Below are 24355 nucleotides of genomic sequence, written 5' to 3'. Positions count from 1 at the left end.
GTCCTCCGGGGGCGAGGTAATTCGGTGTCCTTCACAACAAAAATGTCAATATCGCTATCATCCGAAGCTGTTCCGCTGGCATACGAGCCAAACAAAATGATTTTTTCAGGATCGTATCCGGAAGCAATCTTCCTAACTTTTTCCGATGTTTTGCTTTCTGCTATCATATTTTTGCCGCTAAATTACTATTATTTGTGAATTCGGGTACATTGCTGAGTGCTTACGCTCACGTCTTTCAGTCGTCGGGACTTTAATAACACTCACCTATCCAGCCAGGATAAAGTTCATCGCCTTGTGGGGTTTCAGGATTTGTGATTCCATAGATAAGGGTTTGCTGTTCATTGATTGATTAACGGTTGCTTGCTTATTACGTTCAGGAGTTCGGAAATACTTCTTTATCCACCGTTATAAAACTACCAAAAAGTGAAAATATTTCCAAATCTATCGTCAACCCAAATGATATAAACACCATATTACCTGATGTTTTTTTCTATTTGCCTATCATTATCAACCACTAAAAAAAGCTATTGCACGAAGTGTTTAGGTGCAATAATAATCTTTCTCTTGTCAAAAATCTATTTCATAACTAATTTGAAGAGAATTTCTTGGTGTCTCACTACCATCATTCAATTTTAAAGCAAAGGGACTACCATTTTTGCTTACAGATATTTTAGCATATAATCGTAATTGGCTATCTGGGGAACCCACTTTATTTACACCTAGTTTAGCAAGAAAGCCCTTTTGAACAGGGCCTATTACTGTTTCCCATGGTGGACCTGTATCAATGGTAAAGGTCATATTATTACTTTTTTCCGTACTTATTTCTACACTTATTCGACCACCAAAATAAATTGTTGAGCTATCTACCTCGTATTTAACATAATACTCATCAGAATCATTTTTATCACAACCAAAATTGATAATTCCGAAAGATAGAAATAGACTCCAAACTAATCCCTTACACCAACATCTTAGTTTGGATTTTGGGTGTTTTAAAGTAAATTTTTTACCACATTTCATGATCTTAGTTTTTATTAATGTTTTGCTCACCAAATTCTGTTTTCAGCTTTGCCGTTTCGTCTTAAAAATGTCAGTTATCTATAGGTTACTTAGTTCCGTTTAAACTATCTATCGTCCAACGGATTTGCGTTATGAAAAGTTGCCAATTGCGGGCTATTCCCTATCAAGGTAGACAAAAGTTGAAGCGGACTACAACCCCAAAATAACCTACTATCCCGGCAATTTTTTAAACCACGTGTTGTGGGTAATGCTTTTTTATGTCATCAATAAATTTTTGTTTTTGTCTCCCAATACTTTTATTTATCAAGTAAAAATTTCCACTGCCAATTAACCAAAATACTTTGTCAACGGCATAAGGTGTTTCATTATTTTCTTTTGCAATCCTATCAATCGCTTTTAGCGTTGAATAGTCTTGCTTAATTACAGATTTTTCGTTATGGTCAATTATGCTTAACGCTTTAAAAATGTACTTAAGATGAACATCGGGTTTACCATATTCGATAAAACCAAGTTCTTTCAAGAAGTCGCAAGCTAAAGGGAAACCAATTCCAGATACTTCTATGCTTATCATTAACGGAAGTGCAGGTTTTGCTTTAGTGTCATTGGCAAAAAAGTCTGCCCACTCATAAAACTTAGCTGCTGTTTCAAATGATTTTAGAAAATGTGCAGAATCAATCACTGATTGACAAAATTGAGGCCATAAACTTCTTGTTGTTGTTCTTACTTGTCCGTTTGGTTTTAGTCTCTTTTTTATTTCTAAAAGTAATCTACCAGCTTCAGTTGTTTTGTATTCTTGAGCAACTTCATAAGGATTAAAGTCAAACAAAACCTTTCTAAGGTTATCAGTTCCACCAATTGAGTTTCCGATAACTTTCGAACTCATTTGTTTGTTTTGTGCAGATTCACACAGCTTTCTATAAATTATTTTTAAGTCCTTAGGTTTTTCATATTCTGCTCGTAAATGCAATTCTAATTCATCTTTCGTCACAATGCCGAACGACAATAAAAAATCATATGCGTATTTAAATAATTCTGTATCTGTCATCGTCATCTTTTAGCATTACTCACAACTCGTCTATAACCAATCAAAACTCATACTATTGCTATTCCCTGTCTTCTGCAATAGTATGAATGCTCCGCCTTTTTGCGAAAAAATCGCTTTATGTTTAACGCTCATCATTAAAAGGTTTTTTAGTTTAACAGTAAATGAACTGCTGATTTTACATCCAACGCCACATTTCTCTTCAGGCAAAAGTAAATTTAATTTGAACTGTTCATACACTTTTTACAAAATTCTTTCTCACTTAAACACCCTGAAATTGGCCGAGTTTACCAATGCGCTGCTGTCCCATTCGTTGGGCTGCCAGGCGCGGATGTAGATGAGGAGGTCTTGTTCGTGGAAGTCAATCAGCAGGAAGAGGTACCCTTCGTCGGCGTAGGTGGTGGAGGCATAGCTCTGGCGCATCTGCACGCCGTAAACGTTGTCGGCGTTGCTTTTGGCGGGCATGGCATTGCGGGCGGTTCTGGAAACACGATCATCTGGACCAACAATTTCGGGTTGAACTGGACTTATATCGAAGGGGGGTACATGAGTAGTTACTATTGCGCATGTATGGCCAATGCCGATTTTGGCGCCGTGGCAGGCAGCAATTCCATTTTCCAGCCACTGATCGGTTATACAATGGATGGCGGACAATCGTTTACCGGGCAGTCGTTTTACCCCACTTTCAGCGGTACCGGCAACGAAGGAAATGCAAGGGATTGCTACTTTTTCGATAGCGATAATGGCTTTTTTGTTGGCGCCTTATGGGATGGTCAGGGCTTTTTAACCAAAGACATCAACTGGGGAACCCAATTCTGGGATGCCATCGCATTTGACCATCCTATCTACGCGGTTTCATTCCTCAACCAGGACAAAGGGGTGGTGGCCGGCGGTAACAATAACATTCCGCTGATAGCCGAAACCAACGATGGGGGCTATTCATGGGACTATGCAGAGGTAATGGGCGCCAACGGTAAGATGAACGACGTGGTTATGGTGGGAAGCACCGGATATGCCGTAGGGCAGAGCGGCGAAATACTGAAAAGAGACTACATGCCGGGCATCACTGAAGAAAATTCAGCAAGTAAAATGACCATCCGGCCAAATCCAGCGCCCGACTTTGCAACAATCCACATCAGCTTGCAATCATCACAGCCGGTTGAAATCGTTCTTTACGATCTGGCAGGGAGGGTTTTGCAAAACGTATTTTCAGGAACGCTTCCGGCAGGATCAACTTCAATTGAAATGAATATTGATAACCTTCCCGCCGGATTGTATTATCTCAAAATGCAGGGGCGGGAGTTTTCAGCGAACGAGAAGGTGATGGTGAGGTGATAGAATAACGTATTTTATTCAGCACCTGAATGGTTTCAGGTCGTGTAAAACCATTGTATGGCTGTTTCAATTGTTTTTCCGTTCATAGACTGTTTTTCCTGAGTTTAGAACTTCATAAACAAAACTGTACTTCTCATCCTTCTCATTCTCTACTTCGTTGGGTGTGTAAACGATTAAGTCCATTGGAATTTGGGCGCCAAGAAGCATTCTTCTCAATTGAATTGTCCTCTGGGGGCGAGGTAATTCGGTGTCCTTCACAACAAAAATGTCAATATCGCTATCATCCGAAGCTGTTCCGCTGGCATACGAGCCAAACAAAATGATTTTTTCAGGATCGTATCCGGAAGCAATCTTCCTAACTATTTCCGATATTTTGCTTTCTGTTATCATATTTTTGCCGCTAAATTACTATTATTTTGGAATTCGGGTGCATTGCTGAGCGTTAACAGCGACTTAAATCATTTTATCAAATTTAAACTGTCCAAATTTATAATTCTAACTCCTTTGTCCTGAAAACAAACCATCATGCTATCGGTCTTAATCCTGGATTTGGATAGAACAGCTTCTTTAATGATATTTACTTTATACTTTCTATTCAGGGATGCCTCTACCGTAGCGTTAACGCATTCTGCAGCATCCAATCCAACAATGTATAATTCATTTACTTTGTTCTTGGTAAGGATTTCATCCAAATTGGTTTTTCTGAAGGAGTCCTTGCCTGTCTTGACTACTTCAATATTTGAAACAATTTTCAAACGTTTATCATATTGAACTCCAGGGCTTCCTTTTGCATATGAACGATTAATCAGATTTATAAAAGGATTATTGATCTCACTGCGAATATAAACCACTGGATTGTTGTGCACTTCAAAACTATCAATCGCCTGGTTAATCTTCTGAATTAGAAATTCCGAATTTTCCTGAAGGCTCGGATAGATAGAGAGATCCCCTGTTATGACTTCCTGGATGTCAACAACTAAAAGGGCACAGTTTTTTGTACCATAGTTTTGTATTGGCTGACCTTTCGATACAATTGACGCATTTTTAACCAAAAACACAAAATTCACAACAACTAACAGTATAAAAAGAATCATTGTTCCAATAATTCCAAAGATGATTTTCTTTACAGTACCTTTTTTCATAGTCAATATTTATACGATTAAACATGAAATTCTTACTTCGCGTCCTTTTTCTATGCTGCTCGCCAAGGATTTGCAGATTTTCGACGGGCGGGATTTTTACCACCAATGCTGATGCGGAGCACAAAACTTTCGGCTACCACTAAACTGCATGAGGAGCACGAAATCCCGTCTATTGCAAAAATGCTGTTAACAACTGTTATTTTCAGTTTGTCCAAGGTTCTTTCTCATTAGCATTCATAAATTTCTGTCCGTCAAAAATACTTATTCCCTGCCAGGTGCCAAACCAAAGTTGACCTTTGTTATCCTCAAAAATACTTTGAACCACGTTTGCGGCTAATCCGTTTTCGGTTGTGAAGCGGGTGAACTTTGCCCCATCGTATCGGTACACGCCATAACCTTCTGCTGAAAACCAAATATTTCCCTGCCTCTCTTCACAAAAATTATAGGTTTCTAACCCTTCAATAATTCCATCCATAGTGAAGTTAGTGAATGTTTTACCATCATATTTACTCACACCGCCATTAAAAGTCCCGATCCAAATATTTCCTTGTCTATCTTCCAGTATATCCCAGGCATTATTGTCGGTAAGTCCATTTTTAGTTGTCAAATGAATGAACCCGCCATTCTTGTACCTGAAAATTCCATTCCCGTCGGTAACAAGCCACATCGTTCCATTTTTGTCTTCCATAAATTCTTTAACCAATTTTTCGGATAGCATGTGCTGTGGATTTTCGACCTTTACATCTGGCAACAAAAAGGGTGTAAACTTTTTTCCGTCAAAATGACTAACACCTCCAATCGAACCCACCCAAATCAGTCCTTTTGAGTCCATCGCTAAACCCCAAATATCCTCATCTTGTAAACCAGCTTCTGTGGAGAAAGTGGTAAACTTTTCGCCATCATATTTCACGAGTCCCGAAGAAGTTCCAAACCAAACATTGCCAACTTGATCCTCAACAATTTCTCTGACCGAAACCCCTTTCTGCATTTGCTCAACATTAATTTTCTCAAGTGTTTGCCCGTCAAAACGTATAATTCCGTTTACATTTGTTCCAAACCAATAGTTCCCTTTCTTGTCCTGGTACATTGTCCTTACAAACTCCGTTACCATTCCATTCAAATTGGTGTGAATTTGCGGAAACGTTGTAGTTTGATTTAAAATGAGTGACTGGATGTTTACTTCACTTTCGATTTTATCCTGAACAGATTTTTCCTTCACTTGCCCTGTGCAGGAGGAGAGTTGAAATGTCAAAATAATTACCATTAAATTTCTTGTGATGCATACTTTCTTCCTTTCAATGCTTGTCATCTTGTTGGTTTTATTATTGCTGCCAATTCCTGTTGGCTGCTGTTATTTTGTTAATATCTGGTCAAGGTTCTTGAAAGTCTAATTGGTATAACTGCTAATAATTCAAATGTCATATCATTCATGCTTCGGGATTCGTTTAATCTCAATCATTATATCATTGAATTATTGAAGGTTTCGGTTTTTCAATTCTTTCTTTAAATGTTCATATTGCTTTGGTTTCTTCAGGAAAGCATAAATTAGAACCAAGGGAATAAGCGTAACTAACCCCCACGTGTTTGCAGCAACACTATAAATTATTATTCCAACTAAAAACCCAATAAAAAATGCATCAATTATGGGAGATGGTTTGTTGTTTTTTACTACTTCCAGCAGCTCTTTGTCAGTTAATTGAGATAGTTCTTTTTGGTTCATATGGTCTTATTTTTCTTTTTTTTTAATGAGCTTTTTTAATTGCAGCCAACGGCTGGCGGTATGATTTTGTTGCCGATTTCGAAGGACTGTCCTGTCAGTTTACACGAAAGTTTATTAGATGCAGAAACGCTGAAATCTTCACTGTCTCGGCAATAAAATATACCGCTTGTTATGTGGCGTTTTGATTTCACCTTTTCCACTATTTACAAAAAGTCAATTTTTCCTGAATATTGACATTTTTGACTTCTATTCGATGTCCTCTGTATTTCACATTACATCAGTGTTTTAAAAATATTTGTATAGCATCAAAGCAACAAAACAAATTAGAGCTATGTTAATTGAAAATATATACAAATAAAACAAATAGCCTACTTTGCCGGTTTCTTTTTTTGTTAATGTCCTATAATCGCTTATGTAGCGAAAAATAAATAAGTTGATAAACAGAAAACTTTCTATTTTCTCATTTCTTGCTCTTAGAAATGAATAAATCATTATTGTTGTCCAGATAAAGACAATAATAGAAATTACCCCTAGCACAATTAATACATTTGTCATATTACCTCCTTTTATGTTATTAAAAAATCTATTTTATAATTCCTTTAGTTCTATTCTAATTACCTCGCGTTGTGTTTCTTTAATGCCACATAACTCGCTTGTAACCAATCAAAATTGATACTATTACTATTCCCTGTCTTCTGCCATAGTATGAATACTTCATCTTTTTGCCATAAAATCGCTGTATGTTTAACGCTCATCACTCAGAGTTTTTTTACAATAAATGAACTGCTGGTTTAACATCCTCCGCCACATTTCTCCTCAGGCAAAAGTAAATTTAATTTGAACTATTCAGACACTTTTTACAAAAATCTTTCTCACTTAAACACCCTGAAATTGGCCGAGTTGACCAGTGCGCTGCTGTCCCATTCGTTGGGCTGCCAGGCGCGGATGTAGATGAGGGGGTCTTTTTCGTGGAAGTCGATCAGCAGGAAGAGGTACCCTTCGTCGGCGTAGGTGGTGGAGGCATAGCTCTGGCGCATCTGCACGCCGTAAACATTGTCGGCATTGCTTTTGGCGGCGATATCAAAACTGCTGAAATCGATAAAAATATCCTGCTGGTAGTCGAAAATCTGCTTTTGGCGGACAAGGTATTGCTGCTTGGAAAGCTGAATCTGCTCGAAGCCGGGCTGGCCTGCAAAGCCTTTGTACACCACCTCATTGGGTTTGATTGGCCGGGTTTCGATCCGCCGCCCGATGAGGATCAGCGCCTCTTCGGCAAACATCAGGTCAATGGTTTTGAGGTCGCGGGTGTGGAAAGCCGTGCGGTACTTTTCCACAAACTTGATGATCTCCTGCCGGTGCTCCCAGTCGTTGCCATATTCCGACTGCGCCACAAACTTTTCATAAAGGTCATCGGTAATGCACAGGTTCAGGTCAACCGGTTTGCCTGTGCTGTCAAAATCGAGTACCAGGTATTCCGTTGCCTGCCTGTTGATGGAGGGGTATGTGTGCAGCACCCTGATTTTCCGGACTTCATAACCTGTCCTTGTTTTGTTCACTGCCGCATGGCCGGTTTCTGCTGCCCTGGGCTGGTTGTGCTGCAAATAATCATGCAGCTTGGTGGCAAGGAACTCATCATCTCCGGCAAACTTTTTTACTTCCTGCAGGTCGCCAGCATTCATCAATTGCACCAACTGGTTGGCATTTTTCACCATCACATCGGCCACAGCAATTTCCTCATCAAAATCCAGTACAAGGTTGGGCTGTATGGACTTAATCGGTTCCGAAACTGCTTTTACCCCGGGCTCTGCCTTTAACTGAATGGTCATGGCATTGGCGAACTCCGAACGTTTTACCAGATCCCAAAGCTCCTCCACGGTTTTGTTTTCGGTGCGGGCGGTGTAATATTCGTACTGGGGATAAATCGTAATTCGGTCAAAGGTTGTACTTGAACCGGCTAAACGGATCGTCGAAAATCCATCGCGCACCTGCCCGGTTCCGTTGTTGTCGCGACCATCCCAAAAACGGAAGTGCAACAGCGAGACAGGCCGTCCCTGATAGGTTGCCTTCAGGTTGATCTCCCTGATTTCCGGCGCGGGCTGCCGGTCTGATATGACCTCAAGGCTGATGTTGCTCAACACCTTGTTGATGGCCAGCGGTAATTCCACCGTCAGGTTGGCGTTTCCGGCTACGATTTTTTCTTCGGGAATGGATTTCAGCAATACAATGCCAAAGTACCATTGCTTCAATGCAAAGGCAAGATTGCCGGCAGATTCGCTTCGCCTTCCCTCTTCAAACAGCGAAAGCACCAACTGCTTACGCTGGTCATACAGCGCCTTCACCTTCTCTTTGGCAATGTAACTGAAAATCTCTACCTTTCCGTCGGGCAGCACGCTCCGCAACGACTCCACATTGCTAAGGGTGGCGGTAGAGTAAGTTTTGATGATGGAGGTAGCCGTTTCAGAATAGTTCAAATTCGATTCTCTTGCGGAGGATTCAAAACTCCCGGCCACGGTCACCGCAATCATCGAACTGATGGCCGACAGCGCCTCATCGCGGGCACGGTTCTCATCGTTGGAAACCCCAGTGCCAAAGTAAAAATTCCCCGACCGCTCGATGGCTTCGCGGGTGGGCTGCTGAGCCAGGGTAAAAGTTGTAATAAAAGCGAAAAGAATCAGGGGTAGCCAGTGTTTCATCTGCAATAGGATTTTTTGAAGGTCAAAAATAGAAGAAATATTGGAAATGAATTTTGTTCCCGATGGAGATTGCAGACCTGACAGGTTTTTGAAACCTGTCAGGTCTCATTGGTCATTTTCTCCGCCTCAACCTGGATATTTTTGAAGGTCTCCTACTTCCGTGAATAACACCCAAAACTGTAATGACATCAGATTTAATTTTGTAAATGATAAGCCAGCTTAAGCAAACAGCTTTACGATAAATTTTTGAACTGGTAGGAATTTCATCACACTCACGAAATGCAAGTGGATTTTTTTGGATTCGTCTGATTGTGTCGAAAAACATTTCACCAACGTGGATGGCGTTTTGTGGCTGATGCCGAACAAAAGCAATGTATCCGGTGATCTCATCAAGGTTGCATAAAGCATTCTCAGAAATCCTCAACGTATAAGACGCTGGATTTTGCTCTTTTGACTTTCCCATCGCTGAATGGCTTCATTTAATGAAACTGTTTCGGTTTGTTCGGCATATTCAACCCATTGTTTAAAATCTTTATCACTAACGGGTTCTCCGGGCAAAGCAAACAATTCCAGGCGGGGATTAGATAAAATACGAATCAAACTTTTCTCCTCCAAAGCCTTCAACGTTGCCAATGCCTCATTGCCGGTAATTTCGATAGTTAATGTTTGCATATCAGTAATTTGATTTTCTCACCACTAAAATTCTATGATTTAAAAACGCAAATGTAGCAATTATTGTTTCGATTGAGTTAACTGAGCATCAATCCGAAACTTCATGCGACAACTTTGTATTGCTGCCTAATGTTTTTGAGGCAAATAGCAAACATGCCAAAATATCCTCCTCCATCAATTTTGGGTATTCCGAAATAATTTCGCTGAAATCGGCGCCCGAAGCCATCAAACCGATAATGTATTGGACCGAAAGCCGTGTGCCTTTAATCACCGGTTTACCGGTAAGTATTTCCGGATCAATGACTATTCGTTCGAGCAGTTGTTCATTTTGCATGATTTCCAGTTTATTTTTGATGCAAAATTAACGAATTTGTTCAATCAATTGTTTTCAAAGCATTGACAGGTTTCAAATATCTGTCAGGGCTGATAGTGGCTAAAAGCATTAACTTTGCAAAAACTCAAACTATGCAGAAAAATTCAATTTTACCGGATTTTAAAGACGGTTGGTTGTCGTTCGAATTGCCCGAAGAACTAAAAGATCGCGAAATCGTTATTCAAATTATCATAAAAGATAAACCCCAAGCTAAAGAATCAAAAGAATCAGTACTTGCTGCAGTAAGAGAATTTGCCGGAATTGCAACCACCAATCCGGATGAAAATGCGTGGTATCTTCAGTAACTATTTTTCAACAATGACTCATTAATGCGCCATTTAACCACACTATACGAAATAAACAGGGAAGCTTTCAGCATCCTGACAAAACAGCTTGGACTGGCCAATACAATGCGATTCCTCAATCAGTTCAATACCGGAAAAGGGGACTATACCAAACAAAAGGATGAGCTTTTCAGTTGTAAGACCGTCCAGGATATTGCTGATGAAATCAGAAAAAGAGATTCCGAAACTTCATGCGACAACTTTGTGGATTGATTTGACCCGGGTTAATCTGGATGCATAAGCCAGACAGGCTTTAATGTCGTCGGATTCGATGGCAGGATAGTCATTGATGATCTCCTGTGTGGTTATTCCTGAGGAGAGCAGATCGAGGATCATCTCTACAGGATAACGCATGTTCCTGATGGTGGGTTTGCTATGGCAAATATCAGGATTTAAAGTGATTCTTTTCAATAATGCTTCCATGACGATCAAATTAAGTTTATGCAAAAGTGACTCATTTTGATGAACCTGAAAGGCTTTCTCTATCGGGCGCTTAGTGCAGAATCACTGGCAGAGGTACTGCGTTTTGATTCTGTTTAAACCGGCACAAACACATTCCCCGCTTCTGTTTGGTTTAAAGGAATAGGGATATTGGATTCTTTCATTCCCTCAAGATGGAATTGGATGGCTTCGTAGATGTATTGTTCTGTTTGCTTTTTTGTGCTCCCAGTGGCAATGCATCCGGGCAGATCAGGCACATAGGCGCTGTAGCCTGTGTCGGTTTTTTCGATGATGATCAGATATTTTCTCATGGTTATTCGTTTTTTAGTCCAGCTTGTTTCAAAACACTGTTTATTGTTCATTTAGCAACTTCATCTGACAATTTATGACCAGAAATAGTGACCAATCCAGACTTTTGTTCATGTTTAAATTGGCGATGGCTACCTTTTCGCCTTGCCAGGTACCAACCATCATTTTCAATAAGTTTTATCAAATCAGCTACTTTCATAAGTTTTGCAAAAGTAAGATTTTCCGTTATTATGAATAGCTGAGCTGATTGGTTTTCTAATTTGAAAATCTGGTATAATTTTGCCATCACGTATTAAAATTAATGAAGATGCAGGAAATCATGGTTAAAAATATTCCGGTTATACACCAACTTTGCGATGCTCACCACGTGAAGGAGCTCTTTGCTTTTGGCTCAGTATGCACCGATCAATTCACCTCCACCAGCGATATTGATCTCCTGGTAGCTTTTAAACCACTGGGTTTTGAGGATTATTCCGATAACTATTTTGAGCTGGCCGAAAAACTTGAGCAAGCCTTAAACCGCCCAATTGATCTGATCACCGACAAATCTTTGTCCAACCCTTATTTCATCAAATCGCTGGAAAGAACCAAAACGAAGTTGTATGGATGAACGGGTAAAAAAATATTGGAATGCGCAACCGTGTAATTCATGGCTACGATAAGGTTGATAATGAAATCGTTTGGGGCGCCATCATTAAGCATTTGCCGGTTTTAAAAACTGAAATCAGCGATTTACTTGAAAACCGATAGCATCGCTCAAAGCGATCCTATCGGTAAAAAAACCTGTAACCACTCAGATTGAATCATCCCGCAAATTTTTGATGGGGTTGTTGGAATCCCACCCCTGACAGGGTTCCGAACCCTGTCAGGGGTAGTTATCGTGAATTTTTTATCTGTTAGGCTTTTTGATCTTATCCTTCGATAAATCTATCCTGTAACCATGAGCGTTCAAAACAGTCCTTTCTATTTGTCTAATAAACCGTTTCATTTCAAGGGACGATAAACCACAGTTTTCACCAAAATAGACATTTGAAATTTTGATCTTCGGTTTATCCTCAAAAAACTCTTTTTCATTTTTATAGTACTTGCCAGCAAATGAGTAGTATGAATTGTGTTTTAGGTTTGAATAATCAACCATTAACGGAAACTTGATATAGTTTACAACTTTATTTTTATCTGTTTTTTTTGTTTTCATTCGGGGTTCGGGATAAATGTGAATACCATCTATAGCCAAATCCTTGATTGGAAAATAAGTTGCTATTCTCAATTCATTCTCATGATTGAAAGACTCCTTTTTATGAAAACCAATGACGCGGCTCATATCCATGTAAAACGAATTATTGAATTTTGTAATTCTTTCATCAACTTCTTTTAGAAAGCTGATTAACTGTTTTGGTGGATGATAAAAGATCGGAGAAATCATGAAGTTATTCCATGAAGCGGAGTTATTAACAACCTCAAATTCAATGACGACTTTTTGGTATTTACCACCATAATTTTTCCACATGTATTCATTTTGTAACTCACTCTCCTCGCAAAAAGACATGGAAAAGAAGTTTTTTTTCGCATTGGTCATATGGTTATCATTCACTCCTAAAAGCTTACCGGCATATTTCAACTCATCTTCATCTTCCGAACTATCAAGATTGTATAGCCTTAAAGATTTTTCATTTATGATTGAAAAAAGCACAGATAACGATGTCCAGTGCAGCAACTTACATGGGGTTTTCTTGAAATATGGCGTAAACTGTAACCGACTATTAAGTTCTGAAATAGTAATCCCAAATTCGGTAGTAAAGCCAAGGCTATCAAATAACTTATGCCCCAAGTGTTTCTTTGCAATTTCATATAGCGTTTGCAAATCTTTATCTTGTTCTTGATCCTGAGTCATAATATGCTTTTTATTAAAGTTACTTTTCTGTAGAATAAGCCAATCGGAATCCGTCACCGTCGTATCGGTAGTCGGGAGTACCACCGCCGCGATAGGCTACCCGGCATTCTGGTGTGGAGTTGAACCAACTACCGCCGCGCATCACGCGCTGTGTACCTGAAGATGTTCCCTGCGGATTGTTTTGTGGACTGCTTTTGTAATAGTCCGACCCATGCCAGTCGCTGCACCACTCCCATACGTTTCCACTCATGTCGCAAATGCCCAACTCGTTTGCTTTCTTTCTTCCGACTGGGTTTGTTTTGCTACCACTATTTTTATCATACCACGCCACTTCACCAATATTGTTGCTTCCGGCGTATTTAAATCCCTTGCTTTGCGTTCCGCCTCTCGCTGCAAACTCCCATTCGGCTTCTGCTGGTAAACGGTATTTCTTTCTGGTTTTTTGGTTCAACTTTTTGATAAATTCCTGAATATCATTCCAGCTTACGTTTTCTACCGGACAATCATCGCAGCCTTTAAAGAGCAATTCCAGCGGATCGCTTCCCATTACTGCTCGCCATTGCTTTTGGGTTACTTCAAACTTCCCGATATAAAAATCGCTTACCATTACCCAGTGAGTGGGCATTTCGTCATCCTCGCAATCGCTGCCTTGCTCGCTGGTGCAGCCCATGGCAAAAGTGCCGCCTTGAACGGCCACCATCTCGAGGTTAAGTCCGGCAGCGGTTTCGGTGTAGTTGGCAAAGGTATCCAGGCGCTGAGGTTGCTCAGTCGCTTTGCGTTTTGAATCATCAGTCTTGATGTTTGGTTGCTCTACTTTTTGTTGCAAATCAATGAATTTTTTCAACTGCTTGTTTTCCCCAATCAAGAAAAACATATAGGCCACAATAGCCAAAACAGCTAAAATTATTAACCACGGCACCGGTTTCTTGAGCATATTTGCGGCAGGTGGTTGGGTCGGTGGGGGTGGTTCTTTTTTTACTTCGAGCGGCTTACCGGCAGTACTATCCGGGTTACCAACTTTGCCATCGGTAACCATTGTTCTGTACTTGTTGCTAAGCAGGTTGTAAGCCTCAGTAATGGACTGCCGCCCTGCGCGGTAAATGGCTCTTTGATTGTCGTCCTGCGCATACTCGTTAATCCACTGGTCGTTTTCCTGTATCAATTCTTTGTAGCGCTTTTCAATGGCATCGTGGTTTGTGGTATCCACATTCCCGAAAATTTTCAGTGCTTCTGCACTTGTCATAAGTTTATGTGTTGGTTGTTGGATTATTGTTTTTTTGTTTACTCTATGAAAATTGCCGGATTCTTCTTAGCCCGTAGGAAGGGGTTCATCTCCTCCTGAAAAGTACCGCTATCAATAATAGGAATAGTAAAAAGTTTAATTTGCATGATTTTCAAAAATATTTACCGCTTTCGGCGGATTTGAACTATAAAATAGTCAAACCAGCCTGCCGGCTGGCAGGTAGTCAAATAAATCAATTGTCCTTGAGGCAACGCACCGAGAACCCGTACGACTTATTGAGGCCGTGCCGGAGCACATCGGCGTAACTGTAGTTCAGGTACCGGTTCCAGGCACTGGAAGCAGCGTTCTCGGAAGATGACCACCAGTAGCCGAAGTCGCCCAGAATGTAGAACGACCCATCGGTATTGCGGTGGCCGCCGGGCAAAGCCGTAAATCCGCTTGTATTTGTGGCGCCGGTGTTGGGGCTGCTCCAATGGGTGGTGCCGGTGGTTTTCATTTTGCCGCCTGCCACTCTGCTGCCGCCCAGATAATCAGTTAAAACTGTCCATTCATTATCCGATGGCAAATGCCACCCATCAGGGCAGGCATTCAACGCCGCCACCCAGTTATACAAAACACCAAAAGTCTGGTAATTTGCTTTAGCTTTTGCTGCACTTACATTGGAACCCTGATAGCCATACACATAGTAATGATTTGAAGTGTTCGATTCATTTGCTGATGGACTTACACTGGGGAGCCATTTCAGGTTTTCCTTCATCCAGCATTGGTTACCAATTTGAACGGTTTGATATTCATTGCCATCACGTGTATCTACAAACTTGTCGCCACATCTGAATTCCCTGGTTGCATTTGCCGGTGTTGCAGCCCTGGCCCCGTTAATCTTTACATTGCGGGTTTCGTGGGTATCCTCTCCCGCATTAATATTTTCCTTTTCGGCTTCATGGGAAAGGGCCAAGCGGAAACCGCCGTCGTAGAAGCTGTAGTCGGGAGTGATGATATAGCGAATGGCAACCCGGCAGTACTGCGGGGAGTTGTTCCAACTGCCGCCGCGCAACAAGCGGATGGAGCCTGAAACCGGCCCCTGCGGATTGTTTTGCGGGCTGATTTTGTAATATTCTGACCCGTACCAATCGCTGCACCACTCCCAAACATTGCCGCTCATATCGTAAATGCCCTGTTCATTTGCTTTTTTCCCGCCTACCGGCCTTGTCTTGCTGCCGCTGTTGCTTCTATACCATGCCACCTCATCAATATTGTTGCTGCCTGCGTATTTAGTTGCGCTGGCTGAGCTTGCCGAAGCCGAGCCTGTCGAAGCCACGCTACGGGCTGCAAACTCCCATTCAGCTTCGGTAGGCAAACGGTATTTCTTTCCGCTTTTCTGGTTCAACTTTTTAATAAATTCCTGAATATCGTTCCAACTTACATTCTCAACAGGACAATTATCGCAGTTCTTAAAATGACTTGGATTGCTGCCCATAATTTCCCGCCACTGCTTCTGTGTCACCTCATACTTGCCAATATAAAAATCGCCTAGAGTAACCTGATGGGCTGGCTTTTCATCCTCTTTGCAATCACTGCCCTGCTCGCTGGTGCAGCCCATTGTAAAAGTTCCGCCTTTAACAAAAACCATTTCGATGCCGTAATCGGCGGTGGTGGCTGCCGGTGTTGCAGACCTGGCATCGGGGAGCTTTATGCTGCGGGTTTCGCGGGAATCCTTGTGCAGGGTAATGGTTTCCTGTGCGGTTTCGTGGCCGGGGGCGTTAACTTTCAGGGTGTAAGTGCCCACCGGAATATCCTCAAACACCTTCATCCCGGTGGCGGTGTATTTTTCGCCGGCGTCGCCCGTGAGTTCAATCTGAGCATCGAAGGGGGTAACGGCAATTTGGATGGTTCCGGTTTGCACGATGGGGAATAGATCAAAGGTGAGGCGGTCGTTACGTTTTAGGACAACCTGCTGCTCCAGTGGCTCGGCCTTGGGTTGGGTTACTTTTACCTTCACCAGTTGAGGCGGGAGTTTTACATTTTTGGGGTTGGCAATCAATTGGTCGTTGAAATAAACAGACGCGCCGTTGTGGGTGTTGATGGTGAGGTAACCCACGTTTTCTTCCAGCGTGTAGCTTTTGCGGGTCTGGGGGAGGGCTACTTCAAGGGTTTGGTTTTCGATGGTTACGTAGCCATCTTTCACAATGCGGATGGGGTAAGTGCCGGGCTTGTACCAAACAGAAAAAGGGCTTACTCCCAGCAGAACGTCTTCAAGGTAAACGGAAGCGCCGCCGGGTGTGGTTTCGATCTGCAGTCCGGCATCGGGCTGGCGGGTGAGGGCAAACTCAAAAAACACCTGCTGCTCGGTTACGTTGATGGTTTTCTCCTCGGTTTTGAAGCCCTCTTTTTCAATTTTCAGCGCGTGAGAACCCGGAGTTAAGGAGTGTGTGGTTCCGGTGGCCGGTTGGTCGTCAATGGTCAGTACGGCGTCGGCCGGGGTAATGCGGATGGTTACGGGGAGCGTGGCAGCAGGCGGCGCATCGCCGGAAATGGTGATCTGCCAGACCTCGCGCGGCTTCAGGTGAATGCCCTTTTCCGTAAGAATAATCTGCAATTTTTGGTAGCCAAGCGCATAAACTTCGAGCACCCGCTCGCGGTGGGTCACAAAAACCATATCCTGCCCGGGCTTGCGTTCCACCTCACCCACCACGCCATCCCACGAATCGTAACTCAGCCCATCCAGGTTGGTGATGACCTGAATGGCAGCGGCATACTCGCCGTTGATGTCGCGGCGGGCAATCATTTCGTTGTCGAGCTTTTTGGCCGTTCCGGTCATCCGCAACTGTCGCAGCTCCTGGGCAAAACCCTGGAGTACAAAAAGCAGTGAAAAGAAAAAGAGGTAAAAACTACGCATCCCGATAAATTGAAAATTTAGCGGCTCAAAGATAAAAAAGTAATTTGATGGGTAGGTATGTGTTGGAAACTTTTCAGCCCATTACAGTAACAAAAAGATATTGCTGCAAATCCTCTCCCCCTAAATCTCTTCTGCGAGTTCGAGAAATCGCTTATACGGGATAGCCAGCAGGCTTTTGGCATGCATAGCGCCATGTGCCTGGCTGATAATGGACACCTTGGCTGCCGTCTCGGGATCGGGTGCTTCGTAAATGTCGATAAAATCGTATTCGCCGAGGATGGCATAATGTGCCAGGAATTTCACCTCAGGGCATTTTTCCTTTACCTGGTCCATCCAGGCGCGCCCCTGACGTTCGCGGTTTTTCAACTCATACGACAGGTCGGTTGAAAGTTTTGTGAAAAGCATGTACGTTTGCATAATAACCTCCATTTTTTTTGGTTTTGAATTTTGAGGGCTAAAGTAAGCAAAAAAACTCTACCCTATGACATTTTTTTTACCTGATTTTCAACCCCAGATCAGAAAAAAAGTGCAAACTGCACGAATCGCCTGATCTGCAAAACCTTTAGGCTGAAAAAAATCTAACCGATCTGAATGCCAAATTCAAAAATTATCCGAAAAGCAACGAGCATTAATACGGCGGTGATCATGGCCTTCTTATCGGCTTTGACCTCGATGGGAATTTCGTCGAAATAGAACGTGTTGAAACTTCTGAAGTTGGCCATCATCGGGATCATAAACGCCAGTGAGGTCAGCAGTGCAAAGAGTTCGTAAAAAGTAATCATGGGCAACTTGATGCCAATCAACAAAACTGTACCTGCCAGCATGGGGACAACGATCTGGCTGAAGGTAAAAAAGGCGCGGTTGTGTTCGTTCAGTTGATTGAAATAAGAGTTCCCCGAAAAGAGAAACCACTTGTTGGTGAAGGCAGCAATAAGCACAAGTGAGCTGAGTGCAAAAAGGGAAAGGATCAGTTTACCGGTATCTTTAAAGTACAGGTACATCACCACATAGCCGATGCCCTGGTCGAGGATGGTACCGGCAAGCATTGCACCGAAAAACCAGATCATTCCATGAGCAAAGCCCCAGAGAAAAAACTGTTTTAAAGTGCCCCGGTCATCGTACAAAATAATGTAAATGATCAAAAAGATAATCCCCAACAACAACGACAGCAGCGGTGCAATGCTGAACAACAGTTTAACCGACTCGGTGGTCCAGTCATAGGAGTCGATAACCCATTGAAGTTTATGGTAATAGATGATCGATTTGTAATCGTATTGCAGCGCGACGACTGACGTAAGAAACTGCCCCAGAAGGTACATGATGATAAAAGAGATGAGGTAATAAGCAGTCGAGTTGAGGGCAATAATGGTAAAGTTGCCCGCAGTGCGCTTATTTCTATCATTGGTTGGGTCTTTCAGCATCTTTTAAAAAAGTAGTTTTACACGCTCATTTTTACCAGTGGCAGGTAAAAAGATTAGTTTTGAGTGAATCAACAGTTAAGGCCGTTTAACCGGACAACAGAGCCTTAACCTAAGCCACAGGCGCTTTCATGAACGTTGCGGCATCTATCATCTTGTCTTTTGGATATTCGCCGGCGTCGAGTTTTTGCTTTACTTTCGAGAAGGCTTCGATCGTGTATTCCACATCCTCCAAAGTATGAACTGCCGTCGGGATAAGGCGCAGCAAAATCACACCTTTAGGAACAACCGGGTAAGTGACGATGGAGCAGAAGATATTGTAGTTTTCACGAAGGTCGTAAGTGATTTGGGTAGCCTCCGGAATGTCTCCCTGCAGGATAACCGGGGTCACTGGCGATTCAGTTCCTCCTGTGTTGAATCCTTTTGCCTTGAGCCCTGATTGCAGGGCATTGACAATTTTCCAGAGATTTTCGCGCAACTCAGGATGCTTTCTGATCAGGTCAAGACGCTTGAGGGCGCCAAAAACCATTGGCATTGGGAGTGATTTGGCAAATACCTGGGAACGGAGGTTATATCTTAAAAACTCGATGGCGACTTTATCACCGGCAATAAAACCACCGATACCGGCCATCGATTTGGCAAATGTTCCAAAGTACAGGTCCACTTCATCCATCACGCCAAGATGTTCCGGTGTTCCGGCGCCGGTAGGTCCCATTGTGCCAAAGCCATGGGCATCATCAACCAGCAGACGGAACGGGTATTTCTTTTTCAAGGCGACAATGTCGCGCAGTTTTCCCAAATCGCCCGACATGCCGTAAACGCCTTCGGTGATTACAAGGATTCCACCACCTGTCTGGCTTGCCAGCTTATGCGCCCTATCGAGTTCTTTTTCAAAATTCTGCATGTTGTTGTGCGGGTAAACAAACCGTTTCCCGAAATGCAACCGGCAGCCGTCAATGATACAGGCGTGTGCTTCAGAGTCGTAAACTATCACATCGTGCCTGTTCACAAGGCTCTCGATAATCGAAACCATCCCCTGGTAACCGTAGTTGAGCAGATAAGCATCTTCTTTTTTTTCGAAGGCGGCCAACTCGCGCTCCAGCTGTTCGTGATAGATTGAATGCCCCGACATCATGCGGGCGCCCATCGGGTAGGCCAGTCCCCATTGTGCAGCAGCCCTGGCGTCGGCTTCGCGTACTTCCGGATGATTGGCCAGCCCCAGGTAATTATTCAACGACCATACAAGCCGTCTTTTACCCATAAACTGCATGTGAGAGGCAATTTCACCTTCAAGTCTCGGAAACATAAAATAGCCAAAACTCTCGCGGTTGAATTTGCCCAAAGGACCCATGTTGGAAAACTTGTTGAAAATATCCATTTGAAATTGTTTTAAATTTTGACGGCAAAACTACAATTATTTCAGGGTACAGATTAAAAAGTGGGTAGGAAAAAGTCCTTTTTCTGAGGAAAGATATTTTCGTGGCAATTGTTGTTTTAAGGGATGTTGAGGAACTCCCTGCAGTGTCGGATGATTGGGTTTACTTGCCATCGGTAATTAGCGTCAGCAAGAAAACTCCATTTGTTGAAAATCAAATTGAGGGTGTTTTTTTGCTACCCCTAATTTCCGGGGTTCACTCAGTGAGTAAATGGGTGGGATATCAGGGCGAGGAAGCAAAAGGAAAATGCCATTGATTCCAAATAAATTACCGGCGAGTGCGTTATCCAATTCCGGAAAAATATTACTTTTGCGCCCATGTTTAAAAAAGCTCATTTTATCGCCATTCTGCTTATTTCCACCGTGTTGTTCTCGTGCAGTAAGCATCAGAAACTGCTCAAAAGCACCGATAACGAGCTGAAATATCAGCAGGCAATGGCATATTATGATAAAGGTGATTACTACAGGGCTTTGCAGGTGTTCGATCAACTGATCCCGGTTTACAGAGGCACTACTCAGTCAGAGGAATTGCTTTTCAGGTATGCCTACGCTTATTATTACGAGCGCGACTATATCATGGCAAGTTATTACTTTAATCGTTTCACGGCAACATTCCCGCGAAGCGAAAAAACCGAAGAAGCTGCTTTTCAGTCGGCTTACTGCAAGTATTTAGACAGCCCGCGTTCTACGCTGGATCAGACAGTTACAAAAGAAGCTATCAACGAATTTCAGGTCTTTATCAACAGGTTTCCGTATGGAGAAAAGGCCAAAGAGGCTACGAAACTGATTGATGAATTGAGAATGAAATTGCAATTGAAAGATTATAACATTGCCAACCTGTACTTCAAGATTGAAGACTACCAGGCAGCAATAGTTTCTTACAGGAATTTGATGAAAGACTATCCTGACACCGATTTTAAAGAGGAAGTCATGTATAAGATCATCCTGGCTGCCTATAATTTCGCTTCGATGAGTATCGTCGAAAAACGACAGGAAAGATTTGAAGATGCCAGGAAAGCTTATTATGATTTCATCGCGGTTTACCCTGAAAGCCGCTATTTAAGTGAGATTAACAAGATCAATAACCGTGTTAGCACGGAGTTGTCAAAATACGAAAATGCTGAAATTTAACCATTAATAATAAATCGTAAGTATGGATTACAAAAGAGTCAAGACCGAGCCTACAGCAATTACGCGCAGAATGAAAGACTTCAACAAGGATACGGGCAATATATACGAAACCTTAGCCATCCTTTCAAAGCGCTCAAACCAAATCTCATTGGAGATGCGCGATGAACTGAAAAAGAAAATTGACGAATTTGCCACCACCAACACCAATCTTGAAGAGGTGTTCGAAAACAGGGAGCAGATTGAAATTTCGAAGTTTTACGAAAAATTACCAAAAGCAACCCTGATCGCCATACAGGAATTTCTCGACGACCAGATCTATCACCGGAATCCTTCAAAAGAACTGGAAGTAAAAACGGACAAAGTGGTCGATTAACGATGCTCAAAGGCAAGAAAATACTGATTGGCGTTACGGGTAGCATTGCTGCTTACAAAATCCCTTATCTCATCCGTTTATTGGTAAAAGAAGGGGCAGAAGTTCAGGTGATACTCACCGAAAATGCCCGTGATTTTGTGACTCCTCTCACTATTTCCACATTGTCTAAACGCCCTGCCCTCACCTACCCTTTCAACCCTGATGATGGCACATGGAACAATCATGTCGAGATGGGCGGATGGGCTGATCTGATGCTGATTGCACCGGCATCTGCAGCCACATTGAGCAAAATGGCTGCAGGAATGGCTGACAACCTGCTGGTCACAACCTACCTTTCAGCCAAATGTCCGGTATTTTTCGCTCCGGCTATGGACCTCGATATGTATAAACACCCCACTACACAGAGGAATATTGAGCAGTTGAAAACCTTCGGTCATCAACTCATCGAGCCACAGGTGGGGGAGCTGGCCAGCGGACTTTGCGGCGCCGGAAGAATGGAAGAACCCGAAAACATCCTCAAAGCCATCACTGCTTTTTTTTTGACCGGTAGTCAGCTCCTGAACAAAAAAGTGCTGGTTACAGCAGGGCCAACCTACGAACCCATCGACCCCGTGCGGTTTATTGGCAACCACTCATCAGGCCTGATGGGATTTTCGTTAGCGCATGATGCAGCCGCCAGGGGAGCCGAGGTAACTTTGGTCACCGGACCGACCCATCTGCAATGTGATCATCCTTCCATTAAACGAGTTGATGTAACAACTGCAGGTGAAATGCTTGAAAAAACCACTGCAGCATTTACCGATTCAGATATTACAATTATGTCTGCTGCTGTTGCAGATTTTACTCCAGCCAAACCTGCAGATAAAAAAATTAAAAAATCAGGCGAAAACCAGGTGATTGATCTTGTACCAACGCAGGATATTCTGGCATTCCTGGGAAAAATAAAGAGAAATGATCAACTGTTAGTTGGATTTGCACTCGAAACGGACAACGAGTTGGAGAACGCGCGGAAAAAACTCAATACTAAACATCTTGACCTGATCGTTTTGAATTCTTTAAAGGAAAAAGGAGCCGGATTTGGCGTGGTCACAAACAAAATCACGATGCTCGACCGAAGCGGTAATCAAATAGATTTTCCCTTGAAACCAAAAGCCGGAGTAGCCTCCGATATACTTGACAAGGTTGTTGAAATGCTCTCAAAAGTTATAGTTTAGTCGATTATGAATCATCCCGCAAAACAGGTTTCGATCCTCACTCTATTGTTGACGCTGATACTTTCAGCCGGCTTATCCGCCCAGGAGTTCTTCTGTTCGGTGCAGGTATCGGCGCCAAATCTTCAGCAAACCAACCGTGAAAAATTCCAGGAATTAAGGCAGGGGCTCTATGAGCTTGTAAATGAGCGCAGATGGACCAATTATTCGATGACACGCAACGAGCGGATCGAATGTACAATGGCCATCACGATAACCGAAGAAATCAGTTCGGATGAGTTCAAAGGCAGGATCAACCTGGTATTGAAGCGACCTGTGTTTGGCACTTCATACAACACAACAATGTTCAACTACCTGGACAACACCTTTGACTTCCAGTGGCAGGAAGGTCAATCGCTTGAATACACCGAAAACACCTTTACTTCCAACCTGACTTCCACCATCGCGTATTATATTTACATTTTTCTTGGACTTGACTTCGACTCTTATCAAATGATGGGTGGAAGTCCATATTTTGAAAAAGCCCAACAGATTGTAAGCAGCGCACAGGGCGCCCGCGAGCCAGGCTGGAAATCTTTCGAAAGTACAAGAAACCGCTACTGGCTGGCCGAAAACCTCAACAATTCAGCCTATGCCAATGTCCGCAGGTTTTGGTATCAATATCACCGTCTCGGCCTCGATATTATGCAGGACAATATGGAAAGGGGAAGACAGGGTGTAATCACCTCGCTCGAAACACTCCAGCGTGCCCATCGCGAAAAACCCAACCTGTTCATTATGCAGTTGGTGCTCGATGCCAAGCGTGATGAATTCATTAACATCTTTTCCCAGGCAGCTGGTATGGACAGGACCAAGGCTGTAAACATCCTTAAAGAAATTGACCCTTCAAAATCTGCTGACTACGACAGGATACTGAGGGAAGGACAATAAGTGCAAGGGTTGTCAGGGTTGCCGGGTTGTCATAGTTGTCGGGTGCCAAAATTATACTCCAGGTTAATAAATTAATTAGAAGTGCCATTTAGCGTATGTTTTTCCTATGTTGAAAATTGAAAATCTAAGGTTCAGTTATACAAAAAATGCCAGGTTCAATTTTCCCGATTGGGAGGCCATGAAAGGAGAGCACTGGCTGATTTCGGGTAATTCGGGCTGCGGAAAAACCACCTTGCTTCACCTGCTGGCAGGACTTTTGGTACCTGATTCCGGAAAAATACTCATCAACAACACAATGCTGAATGGTCTCAAACCAGCAGAGGTGGATAAATTTCGTGGGCAGAATATCGGGTTAATCTTTCAAAAGCACTATTTCATCGGTGATATCAACATGCAACAAAACCTGTTGTCGGTGCAGACGCTTCCGGGTTTTACTCCTGACCGGGAACATATAAGCGAAATGATGGAATCGCTTGGAATAGCCAATCTCCGGCATAAGAAGCCTGCCGACCTGAGCCAGGGTGAACTACAACGGTTTTCGGTGGCAAGGGCGCTGGTAAACAAGCCAAAATTGCTGCTTGCCGACGAACCCACCTCAAGTCTTGATGACCAGAATTGCGTTACTTTTCTTAACCTGATCAGGCAAAATGCAGAAAGATACCGGATCACGCTGGTCATAGCCACGCACGACGCCAGGTTGAAAGGGCATTTCAAAAACATTTACAAGCTGTAAAGG

The 24355-nt window shown here is 42.8% G+C and carries 30 protein-coding genes; 10 read left to right on the top strand and 20 right to left on the bottom strand.

Features of this window, described 5'->3' with window-relative positions; genetic code table 11:
- From IH598_06835 to IH598_06825, 3 genes are all read right to left on the bottom strand, one after another.
- Positions 1-167: nucleotidyltransferase domain-containing protein (locus IH598_06835; protein ID MBE0638215.1), on the bottom strand; the 167-nt coding region annotated here is incomplete at its 3' end.
- A gap of 400 nt (positions 168-567) precedes the next feature.
- Positions 568-1050, bottom strand: a complete 483-nt coding sequence (locus tag IH598_06830) for a hypothetical protein (GenBank protein MBE0638214.1) — start codon at positions 1048-1050, stop codon at positions 568-570.
- A gap of 196 nt (positions 1051-1246) precedes the next feature.
- Entirely contained in the window at positions 1247-2065 is an 819-nt protein-coding gene (locus IH598_06825; GenBank protein MBE0638213.1) for a hypothetical protein, read from the bottom strand.
- Positions 2066-2416: 351 nt separating this feature from the next.
- Between IH598_06825 and IH598_06820 the strand changes: the two genes are divergently transcribed.
- The gene (locus IH598_06820; protein ID MBE0638212.1) at positions 2417-3397 is read left to right on the top strand and encodes a T9SS type A sorting domain-containing protein; all 981 of its coding nucleotides are present in this window, start codon (positions 2417-2419) and stop codon (positions 3395-3397) included.
- 66 nt (positions 3398-3463) lie between these two features.
- On the opposite strand, the gene IH598_06815 is transcribed toward IH598_06820, so the two are convergent.
- The 8 genes from IH598_06815 to IH598_06780 form a co-directional block, all read right to left on the bottom strand.
- Positions 3464-3787 (bottom strand): nucleotidyltransferase domain-containing protein, encoded by a 324-nt coding sequence (locus IH598_06815; protein MBE0638211.1) that lies wholly within the window; start codon positions 3785-3787, stop codon positions 3464-3466.
- Positions 3788-3855: 68 nt separating this feature from the next.
- A complete protein-coding gene (locus IH598_06810; GenBank protein MBE0638210.1) occupies positions 3856-4539 on the bottom strand; it encodes an isochorismatase family protein in 684 nt (227 codons plus the stop codon).
- 202 nt (positions 4540-4741) lie between these two features.
- Positions 4742-5848 (bottom strand): hypothetical protein, encoded by a 1107-nt coding sequence (locus IH598_06805; GenBank protein MBE0638209.1) that lies wholly within the window; start codon positions 5846-5848, stop codon positions 4742-4744.
- 162 nt (positions 5849-6010) lie between these two features.
- Complete coding sequence (locus tag IH598_06800; protein MBE0638208.1) at positions 6011-6259, bottom strand: FUSC family protein; 249 nt, start codon at positions 6257-6259, stop codon at positions 6011-6013.
- An 872-nt stretch (positions 6260-7131) separates the two neighbouring features.
- Positions 7132-8952, bottom strand: coding sequence for an LPP20 family lipoprotein (locus IH598_06795; protein ID MBE0638207.1), 1821 nt, complete (start codon positions 8950-8952; stop codon positions 7132-7134).
- Positions 8953-9064: 112 nt separating this feature from the next.
- Entirely contained in the window at positions 9065-9415 is a 351-nt protein-coding gene (locus tag IH598_06790) for a type II toxin-antitoxin system RelE/ParE family toxin (GenBank protein MBE0638206.1), read from the bottom strand.
- Complete coding sequence (locus tag IH598_06785; protein ID MBE0638205.1) at positions 9373-9624, bottom strand: hypothetical protein; 252 nt, start codon at positions 9622-9624, stop codon at positions 9373-9375. Before IH598_06785 ends, IH598_06790 begins: the two co-directional genes overlap by 43 nt.
- 88 nt (positions 9625-9712) lie before the next feature.
- Positions 9713-9958: a DUF433 domain-containing protein gene (locus IH598_06780; protein MBE0638204.1), complete on the bottom strand. Its 246-nt coding sequence runs from the start codon at positions 9956-9958 to the stop codon at positions 9713-9715.
- A 131-nt stretch (positions 9959-10089) separates the two neighbouring features.
- On the opposite strand from IH598_06780, the gene IH598_06775 reads away from it, so the two are divergent.
- Together IH598_06775 and IH598_06770 are read left to right on the top strand one after the other, a co-directional pair.
- Positions 10090-10302, top strand: a complete 213-nt coding sequence (locus tag IH598_06775) for a hypothetical protein (protein ID MBE0638203.1) — start codon at positions 10090-10092, stop codon at positions 10300-10302.
- A gap of 24 nt (positions 10303-10326) precedes the next feature.
- Entirely contained in the window at positions 10327-10554 is a 228-nt protein-coding gene (locus tag IH598_06770; GenBank protein MBE0638202.1) for a hypothetical protein, read from the top strand.
- Here the strand turns inward: IH598_06770 and IH598_06765 are convergent.
- The 3 genes from IH598_06765 to IH598_06755 form a co-directional block, all read right to left on the bottom strand.
- Complete coding sequence (locus IH598_06765; GenBank protein MBE0638201.1) at positions 10531-10764, bottom strand: DUF433 domain-containing protein; 234 nt, start codon at positions 10762-10764, stop codon at positions 10531-10533. The genes IH598_06770 and IH598_06765 overlap by 24 nt on opposite strands.
- A 113-nt stretch (positions 10765-10877) precedes the next feature.
- Positions 10878-11093 carry a type II toxin-antitoxin system HicB family antitoxin gene (locus IH598_06760; GenBank protein MBE0638200.1) on the bottom strand — a complete coding sequence of 72 codons (216 nt, stop codon included), beginning with the start codon at positions 11091-11093 and terminating at the stop codon, positions 10878-10880.
- Positions 11094-11140: 47 nt separating this feature from the next.
- The gene (locus IH598_06755) at positions 11141-11290 is read right to left on the bottom strand and encodes a type II toxin-antitoxin system HicA family toxin (protein MBE0638199.1); all 150 of its coding nucleotides are present in this window, start codon (positions 11288-11290) and stop codon (positions 11141-11143) included.
- A gap of 102 nt (positions 11291-11392) precedes the next feature.
- On the opposite strand from IH598_06755, the gene IH598_06750 reads away from it, so the two are divergent.
- Both IH598_06750 and IH598_06745 read left to right on the top strand, forming a co-directional pair.
- The gene (locus tag IH598_06750) at positions 11393-11701 is read left to right on the top strand and encodes a nucleotidyltransferase domain-containing protein (protein ID MBE0638198.1); all 309 of its coding nucleotides are present in this window, start codon (positions 11393-11395) and stop codon (positions 11699-11701) included.
- A 20-nt stretch (positions 11702-11721) separates the two neighbouring features.
- A complete protein-coding gene (locus IH598_06745; protein ID MBE0638197.1) occupies positions 11722-11841 on the top strand; it encodes a DUF86 domain-containing protein in 120 nt (39 codons plus the stop codon).
- A 139-nt stretch (positions 11842-11980) separates the two neighbouring features.
- Here the strand turns inward: IH598_06745 and IH598_06740 are convergent, their stop codons facing one another.
- The 6 genes from IH598_06740 to IH598_06715 all read right to left on the bottom strand — a co-directional run bounded on the left by IH598_06740 (position 11981) and on the right by IH598_06715 (position 19917).
- Complete coding sequence (locus IH598_06740) at positions 11981-12982, bottom strand: DUF2971 domain-containing protein (protein ID MBE0638196.1); 1002 nt, start codon at positions 12980-12982, stop codon at positions 11981-11983.
- A gap of 19 nt (positions 12983-13001) precedes the next feature.
- On the bottom strand, positions 13002-14225 hold the full coding sequence (locus IH598_06735) for a formylglycine-generating enzyme family protein (protein ID MBE0638195.1): 1224 nt from the start codon (positions 14223-14225) through the stop codon (positions 13002-13004).
- 232 nt (positions 14226-14457) lie between these two features.
- Positions 14458-17121, bottom strand: a complete 2664-nt coding sequence (locus IH598_06730; protein MBE0638194.1) for an SUMF1/EgtB/PvdO family nonheme iron enzyme — start codon at positions 17119-17121, stop codon at positions 14458-14460.
- 120 nt (positions 17122-17241) lie between these two features.
- A complete protein-coding gene (locus IH598_06725; protein MBE0638193.1) occupies positions 17242-17538 on the bottom strand; it encodes a GYD domain-containing protein in 297 nt (98 codons plus the stop codon).
- Positions 17539-17699: 161 nt separating this feature from the next.
- Complete coding sequence (locus IH598_06720; GenBank protein ID MBE0638192.1) at positions 17700-18542, bottom strand: hypothetical protein; 843 nt, start codon at positions 18540-18542, stop codon at positions 17700-17702.
- A gap of 109 nt (positions 18543-18651) precedes the next feature.
- Complete coding sequence (locus IH598_06715) at positions 18652-19917, bottom strand: aminotransferase class I/II-fold pyridoxal phosphate-dependent enzyme (protein MBE0638191.1); 1266 nt, start codon at positions 19915-19917, stop codon at positions 18652-18654.
- A 375-nt stretch (positions 19918-20292) separates the two neighbouring features.
- Between IH598_06715 and bamD the strand changes: the two genes are divergently transcribed.
- From bamD to IH598_06690, 5 genes are all read left to right on the top strand, one after another.
- Entirely contained in the window at positions 20293-21105 is an 813-nt protein-coding gene (gene bamD, locus IH598_06710; GenBank protein ID MBE0638190.1) for an outer membrane protein assembly factor BamD, read from the top strand.
- 22 nt (positions 21106-21127) lie between these two features.
- Positions 21128-21478: an RNA polymerase Rpb6 gene (locus IH598_06705; GenBank protein MBE0638189.1), complete on the top strand. Its 351-nt coding sequence runs from the start codon at positions 21128-21130 to the stop codon at positions 21476-21478.
- Positions 21479-21480: 2 nt separating this feature from the next.
- Entirely contained in the window at positions 21481-22692 is a 1212-nt protein-coding gene (coaBC, locus tag IH598_06700) for a bifunctional phosphopantothenoylcysteine decarboxylase/phosphopantothenate--cysteine ligase CoaBC (protein ID MBE0638188.1), read from the top strand.
- A 6-nt stretch (positions 22693-22698) separates the two neighbouring features.
- A complete protein-coding gene (locus IH598_06695; protein MBE0638187.1) occupies positions 22699-23619 on the top strand; it encodes a DUF4835 family protein in 921 nt (306 codons plus the stop codon).
- Between the two features lie 106 nt (positions 23620-23725).
- Positions 23726-24352: an ATP-binding cassette domain-containing protein gene (locus tag IH598_06690; GenBank protein MBE0638186.1), complete on the top strand. Its 627-nt coding sequence runs from the start codon at positions 23726-23728 to the stop codon at positions 24350-24352.
- Positions 24353-24355: the final 3 nt, after the last annotated feature.

The sequence above is a fragment of the Bacteroidales bacterium genome, assembly GCA_014860585.1.
In the GTDB taxonomy this organism is placed as follows: Bacteria; Bacteroidota; Bacteroidia; order Bacteroidales; family 4484-276; genus RZYY01.
The sequence above is the reverse complement of the archived record's forward strand: the minus strand, read 5'-3'. Positions and strand labels throughout refer to the sequence as shown.

Excerpts from the sequence above, each read along its gene's own strand:
- bamD (MBE0638190.1), top strand. The coding sequence starts at position 20,293 with ATGTTTAAAAAAGCTCATTTTATCGCCATTCTGCTTATTTCCACCGTG.
- IH598_06720 (MBE0638192.1), bottom strand. The coding sequence starts at position 18,542 with ATGCTGAAAGACCCAACCAATGATAGAAATAAGCGCACTGCGGGCAAC.
- IH598_06705 (MBE0638189.1), top strand. The coding sequence starts at position 21,128 with ATGGATTACAAAAGAGTCAAGACCGAGCCTACAGCAATTACGCGCAGA.
- IH598_06750 (MBE0638198.1), top strand. The coding sequence starts at position 11,393 with ATGAAGATGCAGGAAATCATGGTTAAAAATATTCCGGTTATACACCAA.
- IH598_06755 (MBE0638199.1), bottom strand. The coding sequence starts at position 11,290 with ATGAAAGTAGCTGATTTGATAAAACTTATTGAAAATGATGGTTGGTAC.
- IH598_06800 (MBE0638208.1), bottom strand. The coding sequence starts at position 6,259 with ATGAACCAAAAAGAACTATCTCAATTAACTGACAAAGAGCTGCTGGAA.
- IH598_06810 (MBE0638210.1), bottom strand. The coding sequence starts at position 4,539 with ATGAAAAAAGGTACTGTAAAGAAAATCATCTTTGGAATTATTGGAACA.
- IH598_06815 (MBE0638211.1), bottom strand. The coding sequence starts at position 3,787 with ATGATAACAGAAAGCAAAATATCGGAAATAGTTAGGAAGATTGCTTCC.
- IH598_06795 (MBE0638207.1), bottom strand. The coding sequence starts at position 8,952 with ATGAAACACTGGCTACCCCTGATTCTTTTCGCTTTTATTACAACTTTT.
- IH598_06725 (MBE0638193.1), bottom strand. The coding sequence starts at position 17,538 with ATGCAAACGTACATGCTTTTCACAAAACTTTCAACCGACCTGTCGTAT.
- IH598_06740 (MBE0638196.1), bottom strand. The coding sequence starts at position 12,982 with ATGACTCAGGATCAAGAACAAGATAAAGATTTGCAAACGCTATATGAA.
- IH598_06790 (MBE0638206.1), bottom strand. The coding sequence starts at position 9,415 with ATGGGAAAGTCAAAAGAGCAAAATCCAGCGTCTTATACGTTGAGGATT.
- coaBC (MBE0638188.1), top strand. The coding sequence starts at position 21,481 with ATGCTCAAAGGCAAGAAAATACTGATTGGCGTTACGGGTAGCATTGCT.
- IH598_06715 (MBE0638191.1), bottom strand. The coding sequence starts at position 19,917 with ATGGATATTTTCAACAAGTTTTCCAACATGGGTCCTTTGGGCAAATTC.
- IH598_06760 (MBE0638200.1), bottom strand. The coding sequence starts at position 11,093 with ATGAGAAAATATCTGATCATCATCGAAAAAACCGACACAGGCTACAGC.
- IH598_06770 (MBE0638202.1), top strand. The coding sequence starts at position 10,327 with ATGCGCCATTTAACCACACTATACGAAATAAACAGGGAAGCTTTCAGC.
- IH598_06780 (MBE0638204.1), bottom strand. The coding sequence starts at position 9,958 with ATGCAAAATGAACAACTGCTCGAACGAATAGTCATTGATCCGGAAATA.
- IH598_06745 (MBE0638197.1), top strand. The coding sequence starts at position 11,722 with ATGCGCAACCGTGTAATTCATGGCTACGATAAGGTTGATAATGAAATC.
- IH598_06805 (MBE0638209.1), bottom strand. The coding sequence starts at position 5,848 with ATGACAAGCATTGAAAGGAAGAAAGTATGCATCACAAGAAATTTAATG.
- IH598_06695 (MBE0638187.1), top strand. The coding sequence starts at position 22,699 with ATGAATCATCCCGCAAAACAGGTTTCGATCCTCACTCTATTGTTGACG.
- IH598_06785 (MBE0638205.1), bottom strand. The coding sequence starts at position 9,624 with ATGCAAACATTAACTATCGAAATTACCGGCAATGAGGCATTGGCAACG.
- IH598_06690 (MBE0638186.1), top strand. The coding sequence starts at position 23,726 with ATGTTGAAAATTGAAAATCTAAGGTTCAGTTATACAAAAAATGCCAGG.
- IH598_06825 (MBE0638213.1), bottom strand. The coding sequence starts at position 2,065 with ATGACAGATACAGAATTATTTAAATACGCATATGATTTTTTATTGTCG.
- IH598_06765 (MBE0638201.1), bottom strand. The coding sequence starts at position 10,764 with ATGGAAGCATTATTGAAAAGAATCACTTTAAATCCTGATATTTGCCAT.
- IH598_06735 (MBE0638195.1), bottom strand. The coding sequence starts at position 14,225 with ATGACAAGTGCAGAAGCACTGAAAATTTTCGGGAATGTGGATACCACA.
- IH598_06730 (MBE0638194.1), bottom strand. The coding sequence starts at position 17,121 with ATGCGTAGTTTTTACCTCTTTTTCTTTTCACTGCTTTTTGTACTCCAG.
- IH598_06775 (MBE0638203.1), top strand. The coding sequence starts at position 10,090 with ATGCAGAAAAATTCAATTTTACCGGATTTTAAAGACGGTTGGTTGTCG.